Here is a 20,263-nt window from a genome sequence, read left to right as displayed (position 1 = left end):
CGCCCGGCGCGGCACGCGTAGTTCGAAAATCACAACATGAAGAGAACGTAGTGGCTGGAGACACATCATGCCTGCATCGGCTGAAGCACAAGGAGCACGCGGCGCGTCCTCTCGCCGCCTCGAAGGCGAATTCGACTACGTGATCGTTGGAGCGGGCACCGCGGGCTGCGTGCTCGCCAATCGTCTGACCGAAGACGCGGACGTTTCCGTGCTGCTCATCGAAGCGGGCGGCACCGATGACTATCACTGGATCCACATTCCCGTCGGCTACCTGTATTGCATCGGCAATCCGCGCACGGACTGGCTCTACAAGACCGCCGCCGAAAAAGGCCTCAACGGACGCGCGCTTTCGTATCCGCGCGGGCGCGTGCTCGGCGGGTCGTCGTCGATCAACGGCATGATCTACATGCGTGGCCAGCGCGAAGACTACGACAACTGGGCGCGTGAGACCGGCGATTCCACCTGGTCGTGGGACAGCGTGCTGCCTGTGTTCCGTCGCAGCGAAGACCATCACAGCGGTGCGAGCGAGTTTCACGGCGCGGGCGGCCAATGGCGTGTGGAGAAGCAGCGCCTGCGGTGGCAAATTCTCGAATCGTTCGCGCACGCGGCACAGGAGCAGGGCATTGCCGCCACCGACGACTTCAATCGCGGCGACAACAGCGGCGTGGGCTATTTCGAGGTGAACCAGAAGCGCGGCGTGCGCTGGAACGCGTCGAAGGCGTTCTTGCGCGCGGCGATGAAGCGGCCCAACCTGACGGTCGTCACCGGCGCGCTCACGCAGCGCGTGATTTTCGAAGGCAAGCGTTGCGTGGGCGTGGAATATCGCGGCGATGTGGATTACGTCGCGCGTGCGCGTTGCGAAGTCATCCTGAGCGCCGGCGCCGTGAATTCGCCGCAACTGCTCGAGCTATCCGGGATCGGCGACCCACAGCGGCTCGCGCAGCTCGGTATTGGCGTCGTGCAGGATCTGCGCGGCGTGGGCGAGAATCTTCAGGACCATCTGCAATTGCGCATGGCGTTTCGCGTGAACGGCGTGCGCACGCTCAACACGCTTTCCGCGCACTGGTGGGGCAAGCTGATGATCGGCATGCAGTACGCGTTCTTCCAGAGCGGGCCGATGTCGATGGCGCCCTCGCAGCTCGGCGCGTTCGCGAAATCGGACCCTGACGATCCCGCGCTCACGCGGCCCGACCTCCAGTATCACGTGCAGCCGCTGTCGCTCGATCGCTTCGGCGAGCCGCTGCATCGCTTCAACGCGTTCACGGCGTCGGTGTGCAATCTGCGGCCCACGTCGCGCGGCAGTATCCACGCGGTTTCGGCGGACCCTGCGCAGGCGCCCGCGATCGCGCCCAATTATCTTTCGACCGATCACGACCTGCGCGTTGCCGCCAACTCGATACGCCTGACGCGGCGCATCGCGGCGTCCGCCGCGCTCGCGCGTTACGAGCCGCACGAGATCCTGCCCGGGCTCGCATTTCAGAGCGAGCAGGAACTGCGTGAGGCGGCGGGCAACGTCGGCACGACGATCTTTCACCCGGTCGGCACATGCCGCATGGGCCGCGCCGACGATCCAGACGCCGTGGTCGACGCGCGCCTGCGCGTGCGCGGCGTGGAGGGCCTGCGCGTGGTGGACGCCTCGGTCATGCCGACCATTACTTCGGGCAACACGAATTCGCCGACACTGATGATCGCGGAGCGCGCCGCCGAGATGCTGCGCGCCGATCGTCGCGAGGGTGCGCGTGCGCAAACGGAGGCCGCCGCCAGTGCGACGTTGACGACCGCCTGAGGGCATGGAGCGACGCCGCAAGATAGCGTCGTTTTGGCAAAGTTATTAGACGCGCGCGGAAACGCTTCCACGCGCGAGTTTCTGTACGTCCGTCAGACGTGGGTTTGCGCCGATCGTGCGGCTAACATGCGCGTATTTTTCATCAAACTGTCGTCAACTGTCGATTGAAACGTTCGCTGTCCTTGTGGCGCTCCCTTAAGTGCAAATCCCAATGATTGCGCTGCATCATTGGCGAGACAATGACGCGAAGTCGGCAGGCGCGCGTTGCGCGCATCGGGAGGCGCGCCGCCACGTCCGCGCCGGACCTCACCGTGCACCACAAGTCACGGACGGTCTGCAGTGTTACGCCTTACCACGCTCGGAAGGGGACATGATTCTCGGCGACACGATTCTGGAGACGCGCGACCTCACGAAACAGTTCAAGGGCTTCACGGCCGTGAACGGCGTGAACCTGCGCGTGTGCCGCGGCTCGATCCATGCGCTGATCGGACCGAACGGCGCAGGCAAGACCACTTGCTTCAATCTCCTCACCAAATTCCTCGTGCCCAGCGCGGGGCGCATCGTCTTCAACGGCATCGACATCACGCATGAGCGGCCCGCGCAGATCGCGCGGCGCGGCATCATCCGCTCGTTCCAGATTTCGGCCGTGTTTCCGCACCTCACGGCGCTCCAGAACGTGCGCGTGGGGCTGCAGCGCTCGCTCGGCACCGCCTACCACTTCTGGAAGAGCGAACGCACGCTGGCCGAGCTGAACGACCGCGCCATGGATCTGCTCACGCAAGTGGGCCTCACCGATTTCGCCGATGTGCCGACGGTCGAACTCGCCTATGGCCGCAAGCGCGCTCTGGAAATCGCCACGACGCTCGCCATGGAACCCGAACTGATGCTGCTCGACGAACCGACCCAGGGCATGGGCCACGAAGACGTCGACCGCGTAACGGCGCTCATCAAGAAAGTATCGAGTGGCCGCACGATCCTCATGGTCGAGCACAACATGAACGTGATTGCCGGCATCTCCGACACCATCACGGTGCTACAGCGCGGCGAGGTGCTCGCTGAAGGCAGCTACGCCGAAGTCTCGAAGAACCCGCTCGTCGCCGAAGCCTATATGGGCAGCGCGGACGCGGCGCTCACGGGGGCGCACGCATGAACACGGTCACCGAACGCGAGACGGCCGCCGCCGCGGGCGCGGCCGATAGCGCGAATGCGCTGGAGATTGCGGGACTGCAGGCGTGGTACGGCGAGTCGCACATCCTGCACGGCGTGGATCTATCCGTCGGGCGCGGGGAGGTCGTGACGCTGCTCGGGCGCAATGGCGCGGGCCGCACCACCACGTTGCGCGCAATCATGGGACTCACCGGGCGGCGCACCGGGTCGATCCGCATTGGCGGGCGCGAGACGATCCAGATGCCCACCTATCGCATCGCGCACTGCGGCGTGGGCTATTGCCCCGAGGAGCGCGGCATTTTCTCGAGCCTCTCGTGCGAAGAAAATCTGCTGCTGCCGCCGCATATCGGTGCAAAGGGTGAGAAGAGGGCGCAGTTGGCCGAGGGCATGTCGCTCGACGAGATCTACGCGATGTTCCCCAATCTCGCCGAACGGCGCAACAGCCAGGGCACGCGGCTTTCCGGCGGCGAGCAGCAGATGCTGGCCGTGGCGCGCATTCTGCGCACGGGCGCGAATCTGCTGTTGCTCGACGAGATATCGGAAGGTCTCGCGCCGGTGATCGTTCAAACGCTCGCGCGCATGATCCTCACCCTGAAGGCGCGCGGCTACACGATTGTCATGGTTGAACAGAACTTCCGCTTCGCGGCGCCGCTTGCGGACCGCTTTTACGTGATGGAGCACGGGCGCATCGTCGAGCACTTCGGCACTGCCGAGCTCGAGGGGAAGATGCCGGTGCTGCACGACCTGCTGGGCGTTTAATTTTCGGTCTGGTTTTGCGCGGCGTGGCACGCTCGCCGCGCGAATCGTTTTGCCTCCAGAGTTCATGGAGTGTTCCTGAATAACTACGCAACCAAGGAAGGAGACTGCAATGAAGAAAACCACGTTCGCGCGGCTCGCGGGCCTATTTGCCGCCTCGGCAGCTGCGATGGCGTTCAGCGCGGGAAGCGCGCAGGCCGCCGACGACGCGGTGAAGATCGGCTTCATCACGGACATGTCCGGCCTGTACGCCGACGACGACGGCCAGGGCGGCCTCACGGCGATCAAGATGGCGGTCGCGGACTTCGGCGGCAAGGTGCTCGGCAAGCCGATCCAGATCGAGTATGCCGATCACCAGAACAAGGCCGACATCGCCGCTTCGAAGGCGCGCGAATGGTTCGACCGTGACGGGCTCACCATGCTGCTCGGTGGCACGAACTCGGCAACGGCGCTGGCAATGAACCAGGTCGCGCAAGAGAAGAAGAAGGTGTACTTCAACACGGGCGCGGGCACGGACGCGCTGACGAACGAGCAATGCACGCCGTACACCGTCCACTACGGTTACGACACGGTGGCGCTCGCGAAGGGCACGGGCCTCGCGGTGCTCAAGCAGGGCGGCAAGACCTGGTTCTTCCTGACCGCCGACTACGCGTTCGGCAAGTCGCTCGAGAAGAACACCGCGGACGTCGTGAAGGCGAACGGCGGCCAGGTGCTCGGCGAAGTGCGCCATCCGCTTTCGGCGTCGGACTTCTCGTCGTTCCTGCTGCAGGCGCAGTCGTCGAAGGCGCAGATTCTCGGCCTCGCGAACGCGGGCGGCGACACGGTCAACGCGATCAAGGCCGCGAAGGAATTCGGCATCAACAAGTCGATGAAGACCGCGGCGCTGCTGATGTTCCTGCCCGACGTGCATAGCCTCGGGCTCGACACCACGCAGGGCCTCGTGCTGACGACCGGCTGGTACTGGGACCAGAACGACGACACGCGCAAGTGGGCGCAGCGCTACTTCGACCAGACGAAGAAGATGCCGTCCGAGCTGCAGGCAGCTGACTACTCGGCGGTAACGACGTATCTGAAGGCGGTGCAGGCGGCCGGCACGACCGATTCCGACAAGGTCATGGAGCAACTGAAGAAGACGAAGGTCAACGACTTCTATACCAAGGGCGGCTATATCCGCCAGGACGGCGTACTGATTCACGACATGTATCTGGTCGAGGTAAAGAAGCCTTCCGAGTCGAAGAAGCCGTGGGACTACTACAAGGTGCTGCAGACGATCCCGGGCGAGCAGGCCTACACGACGAAGCAGGAGAGCAAGTGCGCGCTGTGGAAGTAAGCGCGAGCGCGTAAATGCCGCAGTCGTATGCCGCGCCCGGCGCTCCGAGGTTGGTGCGCCGGGCGCGGCATGATTGCGTAATCCGTCAATGCGTTAATGCCTCGATGGGCGGCTTTCATGATGATTTTTGGCATTCCGCTTCCGGCAATGCTGAGCCAGTTGCTCCTTGGGCTCGTGAACGGCTCGTTCTACGCGATCCTGAGCCTTGGCCTCGCGGTGATCTTCGGCATGCTCAACGTGATCAACTTCGCTCACGGCGCGTTGTTCATGCTGGGCGCGATGCTCACGTGGATGGGGCTCGCGTACTTCAATCTGCCGTACTGGGTGATGCTCGTCGTCGCTCCGCTCGTGGTCGGAGCGTTCGGCATCGTGATCGAGCGCACGATGCTGCGCTGGCTCTATCGGCTCGATCATCTGTACGGACTCCTGCTCACATTCGGGCTCACGCTCGTGGTGGAAGGCGTGTTTCGCTCAATCTACGGTTCGTCGGGGCAGCCCTATGACGTGCCCGATCTGCTCGCAGGCGCGACCAACCTCGGCTTCATGTATCTGCCGAACTATCGCGCATGGGTGGTGGTGGCTTCGCTCGCCGTGTGCTTCGCCACCTGGTTCGTGATCGAAAAGACGCGTCTGGGCGCGTATCTGCGCGCGGGAACGGAGAATCCCAAGCTCGTCGAAGCGTTTGGCATCAACGTGCCGCTCATGATCACGCTCACCTACGGCTTTGGCGTCGCGCTCGCGGCGTTCGCGGGCGTGCTGGCCGCGCCCGTGATCCAGGTGTCGCCGCTCATGGGGCAGTCGATGATCATCACCGTGTTCGCCGTGGTCGTGATCGGCGGCATGGGGTCGATCATGGGGTCGATCCTCACGGGCCTCATGCTCGGCGTGATCGAGGGCTTCACGCGGGTTTTCTGGCCCGAGGCCTCCGCGACCGTGGTGTTCGTAATCATGGCGATCGTGCTGCTGATTCGCCCCGCTGGCCTCTTCGGCAAGGAACGATGATGCAAAGAAAAGCGCTCTATGGGTTGTTGCTGATCGGGCTGATCGTCGCGCCGTTTGCAGGTGCCTATCCGCTCTTCGTCATGAAGGTGCTGTGCTTTGCGCTCTTTGCCGCGGCCTTCAACCTGCTGATCGGCTACACAGGCCTGCTCTCGTTCGGTCACGCGATGTTTCTCGCGAGCGCAGGTTATACGGCCGGCTACGCGATTCAGTCGCTCAATTTCACGCCCGAACTGGGCGTGCTCGCGGGCACTGCGGTGGCGACGTTGCTCGGGCTCGTGGTTGGCATCTTCGCGATTCGCCGGCAGGGCATCTACTTCTCGATGGTCACGCTCGCGCTCGCGCAGATGGTCTACTTCGTGTTCCTGCAGGCGCCGTTTACGCATGGCGAGGACGGTCTGCAAGGCGTGCCGCGCGGCAAGCTGTTCGGTGTGCTTTCGCTCGGTTCCGATCTCACGCTCTACTATGCCGTCCTCGTCGTGATGGTGCTGGCGTTTGGTCTGATCGTGCGCATCGTGCATTCGCCGTTCGGGCAAGTGCTCGTCGCGATCAAGGAAAACGAGCCGCGCGCGGTTTCGCTCGGCTACGACACCGACCGTTTCAAGCTGCTCGCGTTCGTGTTGTCGGCGGGGCTCGCGGGCCTGGCCGGTGCGCTCAAGGTGCTCGTGCTCGGCTTCGAAACGCTTGGTGACGCGTACTGGACCATGTCCGGCCTCGTGATCCTCATGACGCTCGTGGGCGGCATGGGCACGCTGTTCGGGCCGCTGCTGGGCGCCACGCTGATCGTCGCGCTGGAAGACCGGCTCGGTGACATCGGCACGGCGCTCGCGAGAGGGACGGGCGTGGAGTGGTTCCGCTCACTCGGTGAGTCCACAACGATCGTCACGGGCATCATCTTCATTGCCTGCGTGCTGGCGTTCCGGCGCGGCATTGTTGGCGAGATCGTGGCGCGCGTGCGGCCCTTGCGCGCGTGACGAGCCGGCGTGCCGGGACTGCTCTGGACTGCGATAGAATGAGCGTCCCTCGCACCGAACCCGCAAAGCCAGGCAAACATGTCGCGTTGCGGCATGCCGCAGCGGTCCGCCGTGCGACAAATCTGTGGCTCCGCGCCCCAAATCGGTGCCGCACTGCACCACTAGGGTAAATGCTAGTTGCTGCTGAGGGGGGTGAAGTTTAAAGTTGCACCTAGTTCTGATGCACCGAATTTGCAGGTGGAGAACGAGGAGACAACTGAGGCACCAAGTGCCCGGACAAGGAAGCGCTGTTGGATGAGAGTCCAACAGCGCTTTTTATATTTCTACTCGCTTTCTTTCAACGACGCGGCGATTATTTTTTTCCTACGCCCGGCGTACGATTTACGCCCCTTCGCACGCGCAGATTATCCCTTTCCAAATTACGCAAATCAGGCCGCACGGCCGGCTTCCCTCCACTGCATAAGCGTTTGCACATTACGCAAACTGCGCGCGTAATTCTTCTCGCTGTAAGCAGATGGAAAGCACTTGCCATCTGAATACGCAGACCGCTACACTCGCCAATCACCGACCATGCGGTCAGCATTTCTGCGTTGATTTCCCGCAGCGGATTATCGATTTGCGCATGAGGTAATCGGCAGCGGAGCGCCACAAAATCCGCAGCAATAAAGAAAACGAATATCGAAGGAGTGGAGATGCAGTTGGTTTTGCGTTGGGTAGGGGCGGCTTGCGTCGCGACCGGGGTGCTCGCGGCGACCGCCGGCGGGGCGTATGCAGATGTGAAGATCGGCGTGACGCTGTCGGCTACGGGGCCGGCTGCCTCGCTCGGCATTCCGGAAAAGAACACGGTTGCGCTGCTGCCGAAGGAAATCGCGGGCCAGAAAGTCGAATACATCGTGCTCGACGACGCCACGGATTCCACACAGGCGGTGAAGAACGCGCGCAAGCTCACGAGCGAAGATCACGTCGACGCCTTGATCGGCTCGACCGTCGTGCCCAACTCGCTCGCCATGATCGACGTGGCCGCTGAAACGTCCACGCCGATGATCTCCATGGCCGCCGCGGCCTCCATCGTCGAACCGATGGACGCCAAGCGCTCGTGGGTTTTCAAGACGCCGCAGAACGACGCGCTGATGGCCGGCGCCATTGCGCAGCACATGGCCGCGCACGGCGTGAAGACGGTGGCTTTCATCGGATTCGCCGACGCCTATGGCGAGAGCTGGTACAAGGAATTCAGCGCAGCGGCCGCGAAGCAAAACATCAAGGTGGTCGCGAGCGAGCGCTTCGCGCGTAACGACGCCTCCGTCACGGGCCAGGTGCTCAAGATGATCTCGCAGCACCCCGACGCGGTGCTCATCGCGGGTGCGGGCACGCCGGCCGCGCTGCCGCAGAAAACGCTCAAGGAGCGCGGCTACGCGGGCAAGTACTATCAGACGCACGGCGTGGCCAACAACGACTTCCTGCGCGTGTGCGGCAAGGACTGCGACGGCACGTATCTACCCGCCGGACCGCTGCTGGTCGCCGATCAACTGCCGGATTCGAATCCCGTCAAGCAATCGGCGCTCGCATACAAGGCTGCGTATGAAAAGGCCTATGGCACTGGCTCGATCTCGACCTTCGGCGGTCACGCGTGGGACGCGGGCCTCTTGCTTGCGCATGCGATTCCGGTCGCGCTGAAGGCCGGTCAGCCGGGCACGAAGGCATTCCGTGAAGCGCTGCGCGCCGCGCTCGAAAGCTCGCACGCTGTGGCGGGTGCGCACGGCATCTTCAACATGAGCGCGACGGACCATGCGGGCCTTGACCAGCGTGCCCGCGTGATGGTGGAGATCGTCGGCGGCAAGTGGAAACTCGCCGGCGATTGAGCGTCGGCTGAATGACACACGGAACACGAAAAAGGCACGCTCGTTTGAGGTGCCTTTTTTGTTGCCGTTACAACGGCTTCACAGCAGCAGGGGGGCAGGGCAGTACAGCAGTTCAGCAGTCGATAAAGCGGAGAGCGCACCCTGACATGCGGCGGCTTGTGCGGCGCCGCAGGCAGGGAAAACCATGCATTACACGCGCGATCCCGATTACTACACTCAAAGGCCAGCGCCGATTTACGAACATCGTAGTAATCGGCGCAGGATCAATCGACAACACGCAGACCAAGCGTTTGGAGACGCGCAATGAAAACGAAGAAGTGGGTTTTGAGCTCGATTAGTGCCGGACTCGCAGCGGCGCTGATGGGCACGGCGGGCGTAGCCGCCGCGCAGGTGAAGATTGGCGTGACGCTCTCGGCAACGGGGCCGGCGGCGTCGCTCGGCATTCCCGAGAAGAACACCATCGCGCTGCTGCCCAAGGAGATTGCGGGCAAGAGCGTGGAGTACATCGTGCTCGACGATGCCTCGGACACGAGCAAGGCCGTGCAGAACACGCACAAGCTGATCGACGAAGACCACGTGGACGCCATCATCGGCTCGTCGGTCACGCCGAACTCGCTCGCGATGCTCGACGTCGTCGCGCAGGGCAAGACGCCGATGATCTCGCTCGCTGCATCCGCCGCGATCGTCGAGCCGATCGACGCGAAGCGTCAGTGGGCCTTCAAGACGCCGCAGAACGACAGCCTGATGGCCGACGCGCTTGCGGGCTACATGGAGAAGCAAGGCGTGAAGACGGTGGGCTTCATCGGCTTCACCGACGCCTATGGCGACAGCTGGCTCAAGGAGTTCACCAGCGCGGCCGCGAAGCACAACCTCAAGATCGTGGCGAGCGAGCGCTATAACCGCACGGACTCGTCGGTGACGGGCCAGGCGCTCAAGCTGATGTCGGCGAACCCCGATGCGATTTTGATCGCAGGTTCCGGCACGCCTGCGGCGCTGCCCGCAACGACGCTCAAGGATCGCGGCTACAAGGGCAAGGTCTATCAGACGCACGGTGTGGCGAACAACGACTTCCTGCGTGTCTGCGGCAAGGATTGCGAAGGCGAACTGCTGCCCGCAGGCCCGATTCTCGTGGCTGACCAACTGCCCGATTCGAACCCTGTGAAGAAGTCGGCGCTGGCCTACAAGGCGGCCTATGAGAAGGCCTACGGCGTCGGCACGGTGGCTACCTTCGGCGGCCATGCGTGGGACGCCGGCCAGTTGCTCCAGCGCGCGATTCCGGTCGCACTGAAGGCGGGGCAGCCTGGCACCGAGGCATTCCGCGTGGCGCTGCGCGCCGCGCTTGAAAACTCGCAGGACGTAGCGGGCGCGCACGGCATCTTCAACATGAGCGCGACGGATCATGCGGGCCTCGATCAGCGCGCGCGGGTGATCGTAGAGATCGTCAACAACAAGTGGAAGCTGCAGAGCGAATGACGTGCGGCGCACGGGAAAGCGCGCGCGTTTTCCCGTGAAACACACGCGCGTGTCACGGCGTCATTCTGGCCACTGACAATCATGACCGGTGCGCGGCTTCATCGCTGCGCGCCGGCTTTTCACACATGAAGTCCAAACCGCGCCACTGACGGTTCACGCGAGCATTTCCGTTTTTTCGACGTCGCTGTTTTTCCAGGTTCCAGAAGGTCTCAGGAAGAGGGGAGTATGGATTTATCGATCGCCGCGATCCTCGCGCAGGACGGCATCACCACCGGTGCGATCTACGCGCTGCTCGCGCTTGCCTTGGTGCTGGTGTTCTCCGTCACGCGGGTGATCTTCATTCCGCAGGGAGAATTCGTTTCGTATGGCGCGCTGACGCTCGCCGCGCTGCAGTCGCAGAAGTTTCCGGCCACCTGCTGGCTGCTCGTCGCGCTCGGCGCGGCGTGCTTCGTCGTCGAGACCGCCGGGCTCGTGCGTCACGCCGAACGGCGGCGCCACGCGGCGCGCACGCTCGTGACGCTTGCGGGCAAGTATCTGCTCTTTCCCATCGCGCTCTATGCGGTGACGCGCGGGGTAGCGAGCCAGCCGTTGCCCATGCTCGTGCAGATCGCGCTCACGCTCGCGATCGTGGTGCCGATGGGGCCGTTCGTCTATCGCCTCGCGTATGAGCCTATCGCCGAAGCGACCACGCTGCTGCTGCTGATCGTAGCGGTGGCCGTGCACTTCGCGATGGTGGGCCTCGGGCTCGTGATGTTCGGCGCGGAAGGCTCGCGCACGAACGCGTTCTCCGACGCCACGTTCAACATCGGCAGCCTTTCGATCTCGGGGCAAAGCCTGTGGGTGATCGGCACGGCAGCCGTGTTGATCGTCGCGCTGTATCTATATTTCGACCGCACGATTTCGGGCAAGGCGCTGCGTGCGACGTCGGTGAACCGGCTTGGAGCGCGGCTCGTCGGCATCGGCACCACGCAGGCCGGGCGGCTCGCGTTCACGCTCGCCGCAGGCCTCGGCGCGCTGTGCGGCATTCTCGTCTCGCCGCTCACCACCATCTACTACGACTCGGGCTTCCTGATCGGCCTCAAGGGCTTCGTAGGGGCCATTATCGGCGGCCTGGTGAGCTATCCGCTGGCTGCGGCAGGCTCCGTGCTCGTGGGCCTGCTGGAGTCCTACTCGTCGTTCTGGGCGAGCTCTTATAAGGAAGTGATCGTGTTCACGCTGATCATCCCGGTGCTGCTGTGGCGCTCGCTCTCGACGCCGCACGCCGAAGAGGAAGAGGAGTGATGCGATGAAACGATTCGTCATGCACAACCGCTTCTTCTGGCTGTTCCTCGTGGTGATGTTCGCGTTGCCGGTGCTGCCGCATCCGGTGCACGTGCCCGAGTACTGGATCACGCTGCTCAACTATATCGGCCTGTATTCGATCGTCGCGATCGGGCTCGTGCTGCTCACCGGCATCGGCGGGATGACGAGCTTCGGGCAGGCCGCGTTCGTCGGGCTCGGCGCGTATGCGACCGCGTATCTGACGACGCAGTACGGCGTTTCGCCGTGGTTGGCGCTCATTGTCGGCGTGGTGATCACGGGGCTCGTGGCGCTCGTTCTGGGGCTCGTCACGATGCGTCTGTCGGGCCACTTCCTGCCGCTCGGCACGATCGCCTGGGGCCTCGCACTGTTCTTCCTGTTCGGCAATCTCGACATGCTCGGCAAGTACGACGGCATCAACGGCATTCCCGTGCTGAACGTGCTGGGCATCGATCTGGAGTCGGGGCGCCATATCTACTACCTGATCTGGGTCGTGGTGCTCCTGTCGGTGATCTCTGTTCAAAATCTGCTTAATAGCCGCATGGGCCGGGCGATTCGCGCGCTGCGCGGCGGCGGCATGATGGCCGAGGCAATGGGCGTGAACACGGGCTGGATGCGTGTCGTGATTTTCGTCTATGCGGCCGTGCTAGCAGCCGTTTCGGGCTTCCTGTACGCGCATTTGCAGCGTGCGGTGAACCCGACGCCGTTCGGTCTGAATCACGGCATCGAATATCTCTTCATGGCCGTGGTGGGCGGCGTGGCGCACGTCTGGGGCGCCGTACTGGGCGCAGCGATCCTGACCGTGCTGCAGGACTGGCTGCAAACGCTGCTTCCCAAGCTGCTAGGCGAGAACGGCAACTTTGAGATCATCGTCTTCGGCATTCTGATGGTGCTGTTGCTGCAATACGCGCGGCGCGGAGTCTGGCCGTTCGTGGCGCGCTTCTTCCCGCGTGGCCCGCGGGCACATGTGCCCGAGCATGCCGAAGCTTTGCCGCAGCGCAGCAAGCCCGCCACCGGCGAGATGCTGCTGACGGTGAACAAGGCTCGCAAGCAGTTCGGCGGCCTCGTGGCCGTGAACGACGTGAGCTTCGAGGTGAAGGCAGGGCAGATCATCGGCCTGATCGGTCCCAACGGCGCAGGCAAGTCGACGACCTTCAATCTCGTGACCGGCGTGCTTCAGCCGACCAGCGGCGAGATCACGTTCCGCGGCGAGCGCATCGACAGCCTGACTTCACGTGAAATCGTCGCGCGCGGCATCGGCCGCACGTTCCAGCACGTCAAACTGCTGCCGACGATGACGGTGCTCGAGAACGTCGCCATCGGCGCGCACCTGCGTGGCCATGCGGGGGTGCTGCGCAGTGTCGCCAAACTCAATGCGGCCGAAGAGGGGAGGCTCATGAGTGAGGCGGCGACGCAGATCCGCCGCGTGGGCCTCGAGCAGCATATGTATGACGAAGCGGGCAGCCTCGCACTCGGCCAGCAGCGGATCCTGGAGATTGCGCGCGCGCTGTGCTGCGATCCGACCTTGCTGCTGCTCGACGAACCGGCGGCCGGCCTGCGTTACAAGGAAAAGCAACAGTTGGCGGCATTGCTGCGCAAGCTGAGAGAAGAGGGGATGAGTGTGCTGCTGGTCGAACACGACATGGATTTCGTGATGAATCTCACCGACCGGTTGGTGGTGATGGAGTTCGGCACGCGCATCGCGGAAGGTTTGCCGGAAGAGGTACAGAAGGATCCGGCCGTGCTGGAAGCGTATCTGGGCGGGGTGGAATGATGATGACACCCGTACTGGAAGTCTCTGGACTCGCGGTTCGCTACGGCAAGATCGAAGCGCTGCACAAGGCGGCGATCAAGGTGGGCGCGGGGCAGATCGTCTCTGTGATCGGTCCGAACGGCGCGGGCAAGTCCACGCTGCTCAACGCCATCATGGGCGCGCTGCCCGTGACGGGGCATGCTAGTGGCCGTATCGCTTATATGGGCGAAGAGGTTGGCGCGTTGCCGATCGAGCGGCGCGTGGCGCGTGGCATGTGTCTCGTGCCGGAGAAGCGCGAGTTGTTTGCCTCGATGACAGTGGAAGACAACCTCGTGCTCGGCGCCTACCGGCGAAAGCGCGCCGGTGAACGCAATTTCCTCGATCAGCTTGAGCCGGTTTTCACGCTGTTTCCGCGCTTGAAGGAACGCCGCGCTCAGGCGGCTGGCACGCTCTCGGGTGGCGAGCGCCAGATGCTCGCAGTCGGCCGCGCATTGATGGGCAAGCCCGATCTTCTGATGCTCGATGAGCCGAGCCTCGGTTTGGCGCCGCTGATCGTGAAGGAAATCTTCCACATCATTAGCGCGCTGCGGCAAACCGGCGTTGCGACGCTGCTCATCGAGCAGAACGCGCGCGCCGCACTGCAGATTTCCGACTACGGCTATGTGCTGGAGACCGGCGATCTGGCGCTCGAAGGGCCGGCGGGGGAGTTGGCGCAGAACCCGCGCGTGATCGAAACGTATCTGGGGTTGGCGAAGAAACCGGTCTGACTTCGTCTATCGCTGTAGAAATGAGCGGCGTGTTTCACGTGAAACACGCCGTTTTTTTTCGCCTATGTACGGAACGTTATTCGGGTGGGAACGGCCTTAAACCGTAAGCCGTTATAATTCGCGCATACCACTTTTTCTGAGAAGGCTCGCGCGGTCGTTTCCGTCCTTGCGTGAGGTCCCGCCATGCTTTATCCCACAGAGTTTGACGTCATCGTCGTCGGCGGCGGTCACGCCGGAACCGAGGCTGCGCTTGCCGCCGCCCGCATGGGCGTCAAGACGCTCCTGCTCACGCACAACATTGAAACGCTCGGCCAGATGAGCTGCAATCCGTCGATTGGCGGCATTGGCAAGGGCCATCTGGTCAAAGAAGTTGACGCGCTCGGCGGCGCCATGGCCTCAGCGACGGACGAGGGCGGGATTCAGTTCCGCATTCTCAATTCGTCCAAGGGCCCGGCGGTCCGGGCGACGCGTGCGCAGGCAGACCGCATTCTTTATAAGGCGGCAATCCGCCGGCGCCTCGAGAATCAGCCGAATCTCTGGCTATTCCAGCAGGCCGTGGAAGACCTGATGGTCGAAGGTGACCGCGTTGTTGGCGCCGTCACGCAGGTGGGGATCCGCTTCCGCAGCCGTGCGGTCGTGCTGACGGCGGGGACCTTCCTCGACGGCAAGATCCACGTGGGCCTGAACAACTACACCGGCGGCCGCGCTGGCGATCCTGCTGCCGTGACGCTGTCGTCGCGCCTGAAGGAGCTGAAACTGCCGCAGGGGCGCCTGAAGACGGGCACGCCGCCGCGTATCGACGGCCGCACGATCGACTTCTCGGTACTCGAAGAGCAGCCGGGCGACCTCGATCCGGTCCCGGTGTTCTCGTTTCTCGGCCGCGCGGAGCAGCATCCGCGCCAGATTCCGTGCTGGGTCACGCATACGAACGAGCGCACGCACGACATTATCCGCGGCGGTCTCGACCGCTCGCCTATGTATACAGGCGTGATCGAAGGGGTAGGGCCGCGCTATTGCCCGTCCATCGAGGACAAGATTCATCGCTTCGCTTCGAAGGAATCGCATCAGATCTTCCTCGAGCCGGAAGGCCTGACGACGAACGAGTTCTATCCGAACGGGATTTCCACAAGCCTGCCGTTCGACGTGCAGCTCGATCTCGTGCACTCGATGCGCGGCCTCGAGCATGCGCACATCCTGCGTCCGGGCTACGCGATCGAATACGACTACTTCGACCCGCGCGGGCTCAAGGCGTCGCTCGAAACCAAAGTAATCAACGGTTTGTTTTTTGCGGGCCAGATCAACGGCACAACGGGCTATGAAGAAGCGGCGGCGCAAGGCTTGCTCGCCGGCATGAACGCGGGCCTGCAGGTGCAGGGCAAGGACGCATGGTGCCCGCGCCGCGATCAGGCGTACCTCGGCGTGCTGGTCGACGATTTGGTGACGCGTGGCGTATCCGAGCCGTATCGCATGTTCACGAGCCGGGCCGAATACCGCTTGAGCCTGCGCGAAGACAATGCCGATATGCGGTTGACGGAGATCGGCCGCGAGCTGGGCGTAATCGATGACGTTCGTTGGGACGCATTCTCACGTAAGCGCGATGCTGTTTCACGTGAAACAGAGCGTCTGAAGTCGACGTGGGTGAATCCCAAGACGCTGTCGGCCGAAGAAGCGACGGCACTCCTCGGCAAGTCGATTGACCGAGAGTACAACCTCGCAGATTTGCTGCGTCGTCCGGGCGTGAGCTATGACGGCGTTTGTGGTCTGCGTGAAGGCGCCTGCGCACCGGAAACGGCGCTTGCCGACGACGAAGTGTTGCTCGCGCAGATCAAGGAGCAGATCGAGATCGGCATCAAATATCAGGGTTATATCGATCGCCAAGCCGACGAGATCGAGCGCAACGGTGCTCAAGAAAATACCCGTCTGCCGGAAGGTATCGATTACGCGGAAGTGCGCGGCCTTTCGTTCGAAGCGCGTCAGAAGCTGACTCAGTTCCGTCCCGAGACCATTGGCCAGGCCTCGCGCATTTCCGGCATCACGCCTGCCGCGATCTCGCTGCTCATGGTTCATCTCAAGCGCGGCCTTGGCCGCCGTCGCCAGAATCCGGGAGCCACTGACGAAAATGGCACCGACTCGACGCCGGTGGCGCAATGACGGGGCGCTCGAGGCAACCCGGCATCGCGGACCGTGACGCGCTGGCTCGTCTGCTGAAAGGTGGGGTAGAGGAGCTTGGTGTCGAACTCACCGAGCGCCAGCACGTGCAGTTGCTCGACTACGTTGCGCTGCTCGCAAAGTGGAACGCCGTCTACAACCTCACGGCCATCCGCGATCCGCGTCAGATGTTGATCCAGCACATTCTCGATTCGCTTTCGATCGTGCCGCATCTGCCGGCGCGCGCCGAGGCGACCGTGCTCGACGTCGGCTCCGGTGGCGGGCTGCCTGGTATCGTGCTCGCGATCGTGAGGCCGAACTGGCAGGTCACGCTCAACGATATCGTGCACAAGAAGTCGGCGTTCCAGTCGCAAGCGAAGGCTGAACTCGGACTCGCGAACCTCTCGGTGGTGACCGGTCGAGTCGAATCGCTGCGTCCTGGCGTGGAAGTGCCGAAAAAATTCGATTTGATTGTGTCTCGGGCATTCGCGGATCTCGCCGATTTCGTTACACTGGCCCGTCATCTCGTTGCGGACGGCGGCGCGGTCTGGGCGATGAAGGGCGTGCACCCCGAAGGTGAGATCGAGCGCTTGCCTTCGGGCACCAAGGCGCTGAATACGATCCGCCTGAGCGTGCCGATGCTCGAAGCGGAGCGTCATCTGATCGAAGTGTCGGTTGAACCGGTCGCCGCGGCCTGAACCGGCCTGGCGATGGCCAATCGGCTGAATGGCGCGTGAGGCGGTTGGGTCATAACGTAAGCAAACTTCTTAAGGTAGTAAAAGGGACACACGAAAGATGGCAAAAATCTTCTGCGTTGCGAACCAGAAGGGCGGCGTCGGCAAGACGACGACAACGGTCAATCTCGCCGCGAGCCTCGCATCGCAGGGACAACGTGTCCTTCTCATCGACCTCGACCCACAGGGCAACGCCACGATGGGCAGCGGCATCGACAAGGCCGCGTGCGAGAACACGGTGTACGAGGTGCTGGTCGACGGTGTCACGGTGAACGTCGCGCGCATGCGGCCGGAGCAGGTGGGCTACGACGTGCTGCCGGCCAACCGCGAGCTGGCTGGCGCCGAGGTCGAACTGGTGTCGGTCGAGCAACGCGAGCGGCGCCTGAAGGCTGCGCTCGCGGAAGTGGACGCCGAGTACGACTTCGTACTCATCGACTGCCCGCCGGCGCTCTCGCTGCTCACGCTCAACGGTCTGTGCGCCGCGCACGGAGTGGTGATTCCAATGCAGTGCGAATACTTCGCGCTCGAAGGCCTCTCGGATCTCATCAACACGATCAAGCAGGTCCACGCGAACATGAATCGCGACCTGAAGGTGATCGGTCTTCTGCGCGTCATGTTCGACCCGCGCATCACGCTGCAGCAGCAGGTTTCCGAGCAATTGAAAGAGCACTTCGGCGACAAGGTCTTCGACGCCGTGATCCCGCGCAACGTGCGCCTTGCCGAAGCGCCCAGCTACGGCTTGCCGGGTGTGGTATTTGATCGCGCCTCGCGCGGCGCACAGGCCTACGTGCAGTTCGGCGCGGAAATGATCGAGCGCGTGCGCGCACTCTGACGAGAGACTGGGGAAGCACGATGAATGCAGTAGCACGGAAGAAAGGGCTGGGCCGGGGGCTGGAAGCATTGCTCGGCGGCAGCGCGGACATCACCGAGGCGGTGAAGATCGACGGCGCGCCTAACACGCTGCCGCTCACGCAGATGCAGGCCGGCAAGTACCAGCCGCGCACGCGCATGGACGAGGGCGCGCTCCAGGAACTCGCCGCGAGCATCCGCGCGCAGGGTTTGATGCAGCCCATTCTCGTGCGCCCGATTGCGACGGGGCGCTACGAAATCATCGCGGGCGAGCGACGCTTCCGTGCGGCGCACATCGCCGGGCTGACCGAAGTGCCGGTGCTCGTGAAGGACGTGCCCGATCAGGCCGCCGCCGCGATGGCGCTGATCGAGAACATCCAGCGCGAGGATCTGAATCCGCTGGAAGAGGCGCAGGGCATCCAGCGTCTGCTCGACGAGTTCAGCTTCACGCACGAACAGGCGGCCGAGTCGGTGGGACGCTCGCGCAGCGCGGTGTCGAACCTGCTGCGTTTGCTCAATCTTGCGGCGCCCGTGCAGACCATGCTGCTGGCCGGCGACCTCGACATGGGTCACGCCCGTGCGCTGCTCGCCGTGGACGCTGCCACGCAAATCACCTTGGCGAACCAGGTGGTCAACAAGCGCATGTCGGTGCGTGAAACGGAGAAGCTCGTTTCGGCTACGACGAAGGCCGCACCGGCAGTGAAGGCGAAGGCCGCGCACGACGGCGGCCGCGATACGCGCCGCCTCGAAGAGGAGTTGTCGGACCTGCTCGCGGCATCTGTGAGGATCAAGCTCGGACGACGCGGGCGAGGGCAGCTCACGGTCGACTTCGGCGATCTCGACGCGCTCGACGGCATTCTGCTGCGTTTGCGCGGCGAAACGGCGGAATGATGGGCGCCGTGGGCGTGATGCGCGTCGCTGTGGCAAACGCGCGCGCCGGCGCATAAATCCGGTGAGTGAATCGGAGCAGGGCGCGCGAGAGCCCTTGAGCCTGTTGCGCCGTATCGGTGCATTCGCGTTATCGGAGCCCGTGCTCGCGATTCTTGTCGTGGCGTTCGTGGCGTTGCAGATTTATGCGCCTCGCCCCATCGCCTCGCTGCCCGCACTCGTCGACTGGCAAACGGTGATGACCCTCGCGGGTCTGCTTATCCTGACGAAAGCAATCGAATATTCAGGACTGCTGACCTGGCTCGCGCACAAGCTCGTCCACCACATTCACTCGGAACGCGGGCTCGCGTTGCTGCTGGTCGCGCTGGCCGCAGTGCTATCGATGATCGTCACCAACGATGTGGCGCTTTTCGTGGTGGTGCCGCTCGTGCTTTCGCTCGACAAGCTCACGCCGCTGCCGCTCAAGCGCCTCGTGATCGTCATCGCGCTTGCCGTGAACGCGGGCTCCGTGCTCACGCCGCTCGGCAACCCGCAGAATCTGTTTCTCTGGCAGGTCAGCGGGGTGTCGTTCGGACGCTTCGTTGTTGGGCTCGCACCGCTTTGCGCGTTTCTCATGGCGATGCTGATCCTGCTTGCCGCTTTTCTTTTCAAGGCCACACCACTCGATCTCTCGAAAGACGCCGCGCCGCAGCGCGTCGATCGCGCGCTGGCGAGCGTCGCGGCCTTGCTCTTCGTCGCGTTCGTGCTGCTCGCCGACGCGCACCATGCAGGCGTTGCGCTGGCTGCCGTCGCCGCGGGATTTGTGATCTGGCGCATTCGCATCGTTCTCAAGATCGACTGGTTGCTGCTGCTGATCTTCGTGCTGATGTTCATCGTTCTGCGTAGCGTGGCGGCGCTGCCGGCCATTCATCACGCACTGACGTCGTTGTCGCTGCAAACGCCCATGCGTGCTTTTGCCGCAGGCGCGGTGTTGTCGCAGGTTATCAGCAATGTCCCGGCCGCCATTGTCCTCGCGGGCTTCACGCACGACTGGCGCGCGCTCGCATTCGGCGTGAGCGTGGGGGGCTTTGGGGTCGCCATCGGCTCGCTCGCGAATCTCATTGCCGTGCGCCTTTCCGGCGAGCGCGGCGTGTGGCTGCCGTTTCACCTGATCGCCGTGCCGTTCTGGATTGCGGCCTTTTTGGGCGGCGCGTTGCTCCTGCATCTCTTTTGATGCCACCTCATCTCACATCCTGGCGCATACTCTGGATTGCCCGCCAGATGACTCCGTAATTACCTGGCGCTCCTGACGATCGCTGCTTCCATGCATCGTCCCTTACAGTTACCGGTCACACCCTCGCGGCGCCGCGTTTCCCGCATCATGAAGTCGCATTTCACGGGTGTTATTGAAGGGCCTAAAGTCTTGAATTGCCTGCAACTATCGCTTACAATCGCCCGGATTTATTTGGTTGGCGATGCTGTAAGTGCGCTGTAATTAACAG

The 20,263-nt window shown here is 63.3% G+C and carries 16 protein-coding genes; all 16 read left to right on the top strand.

Features of this window, described 5'->3' with window-relative positions:
• Positions 1 to 67 precede the first annotated feature (67 nt).
• Positions 68 to 1,786: a GMC family oxidoreductase gene (locus L0U83_RS14060; protein WP_233883476.1), complete on the top strand. Its 1,719-nt coding sequence runs from the start codon at positions 68 to 70 to the stop codon at positions 1,784 to 1,786.
• 370 nt (positions 1,787 to 2,156) lie between these two features.
• The gene (locus tag L0U83_RS14055) at positions 2,157 to 2,936 is read left to right on the top strand and encodes an ABC transporter ATP-binding protein (protein WP_028203291.1); all 780 of its coding nucleotides are present in this window, start codon (positions 2,157 to 2,159) and stop codon (positions 2,934 to 2,936) included.
• Complete coding sequence (locus L0U83_RS14050; protein WP_233883474.1) at positions 2,933 to 3,712, top strand: ABC transporter ATP-binding protein; 780 nt, start codon at positions 2,933 to 2,935, stop codon at positions 3,710 to 3,712. The genes L0U83_RS14055 and L0U83_RS14050 overlap by 4 nt, the downstream gene beginning before the upstream one ends.
• A gap of 109 nt (positions 3,713 to 3,821) precedes the next feature.
• Positions 3,822 to 5,039, top strand: a complete 1,218-nt coding sequence (locus L0U83_RS14045) for an ABC transporter substrate-binding protein (RefSeq protein WP_233883473.1) — start codon at positions 3,822 to 3,824, stop codon at positions 5,037 to 5,039.
• Between the two features lie 117 nt (positions 5,040 to 5,156).
• Positions 5,157 to 6,041: a branched-chain amino acid ABC transporter permease gene (locus L0U83_RS14040; protein WP_158758947.1), complete on the top strand. Its 885-nt coding sequence runs from the start codon at positions 5,157 to 5,159 to the stop codon at positions 6,039 to 6,041.
• A complete protein-coding gene (locus tag L0U83_RS14035; RefSeq protein WP_233883931.1) occupies positions 6,041 to 7,012 on the top strand; it encodes a branched-chain amino acid ABC transporter permease in 972 nt (323 codons plus the stop codon). Before L0U83_RS14040 ends, L0U83_RS14035 begins: the two co-directional genes overlap by 1 nt.
• 692 nt (positions 7,013 to 7,704) lie before the next feature.
• Entirely contained in the window at positions 7,705 to 8,871 is a 1,167-nt protein-coding gene (locus L0U83_RS14030) for an ABC transporter substrate-binding protein (RefSeq protein WP_233883471.1), read from the top strand.
• 303 nt (positions 8,872 to 9,174) lie between these two features.
• Positions 9,175 to 10,344: an ABC transporter substrate-binding protein gene (locus tag L0U83_RS14025; protein WP_201698419.1), complete on the top strand. Its 1,170-nt coding sequence runs from the start codon at positions 9,175 to 9,177 to the stop codon at positions 10,342 to 10,344.
• A 225-nt stretch (positions 10,345 to 10,569) separates the two neighbouring features.
• A complete protein-coding gene (locus L0U83_RS14020) occupies positions 10,570 to 11,625 on the top strand; it encodes a branched-chain amino acid ABC transporter permease (protein ID WP_233883469.1) in 1,056 nt (351 codons plus the stop codon).
• A 4-nt stretch (positions 11,626 to 11,629) separates the two neighbouring features.
• A complete protein-coding gene (locus L0U83_RS14015; RefSeq protein ID WP_233883467.1) occupies positions 11,630 to 13,417 on the top strand; it encodes a branched-chain amino acid ABC transporter ATP-binding protein/permease in 1,788 nt (595 codons plus the stop codon).
• 2 nt (positions 13,418 to 13,419) lie between these two features.
• Entirely contained in the window at positions 13,420 to 14,163 is a 744-nt protein-coding gene (locus L0U83_RS14010; protein WP_233883465.1) for an ABC transporter ATP-binding protein, read from the top strand.
• Between the two features lie 183 nt (positions 14,164 to 14,346).
• A complete protein-coding gene (gene mnmG, locus L0U83_RS14005; RefSeq protein WP_233883463.1) occupies positions 14,347 to 16,314 on the top strand; it encodes a tRNA uridine-5-carboxymethylaminomethyl(34) synthesis enzyme MnmG in 1,968 nt (655 codons plus the stop codon).
• Positions 16,311 to 17,009, top strand: a complete 699-nt coding sequence (rsmG, locus tag L0U83_RS14000) for a 16S rRNA (guanine(527)-N(7))-methyltransferase RsmG (RefSeq protein WP_233883461.1) — start codon at positions 16,311 to 16,313, stop codon at positions 17,007 to 17,009. The genes mnmG and rsmG overlap by 4 nt, the downstream gene beginning before the upstream one ends.
• Positions 17,010 to 17,106: 97 nt before the next feature.
• Positions 17,107 to 17,877 carry a ParA family protein gene (locus tag L0U83_RS13995; protein WP_233883458.1) on the top strand — a complete coding sequence of 257 codons (771 nt, stop codon included), beginning with the start codon at positions 17,107 to 17,109 and terminating at the stop codon, positions 17,875 to 17,877.
• Positions 17,878 to 17,897: 20 nt separating this feature from the next.
• Positions 17,898 to 18,785, top strand: coding sequence for a ParB/RepB/Spo0J family partition protein (locus L0U83_RS13990; protein ID WP_233883457.1), 888 nt, complete (start codon positions 17,898 to 17,900; stop codon positions 18,783 to 18,785).
• A gap of 61 nt (positions 18,786 to 18,846) precedes the next feature.
• Positions 18,847 to 19,995: an SLC13 family permease gene (locus tag L0U83_RS13985; protein ID WP_373321034.1), complete on the top strand. Its 1,149-nt coding sequence runs from the start codon at positions 18,847 to 18,849 to the stop codon at positions 19,993 to 19,995.
• Positions 19,996 to 20,263: the final 268 nt, after the last annotated feature.

It is taken from the genome of Paraburkholderia flagellata (genome assembly GCF_021390645.1).
In the GTDB taxonomy this organism is placed as follows: Bacteria; Pseudomonadota; Gammaproteobacteria; order Burkholderiales; family Burkholderiaceae; genus Paraburkholderia; species Paraburkholderia flagellata.
This window is presented reverse-complemented; position numbering and strand designations above follow the sequence as displayed.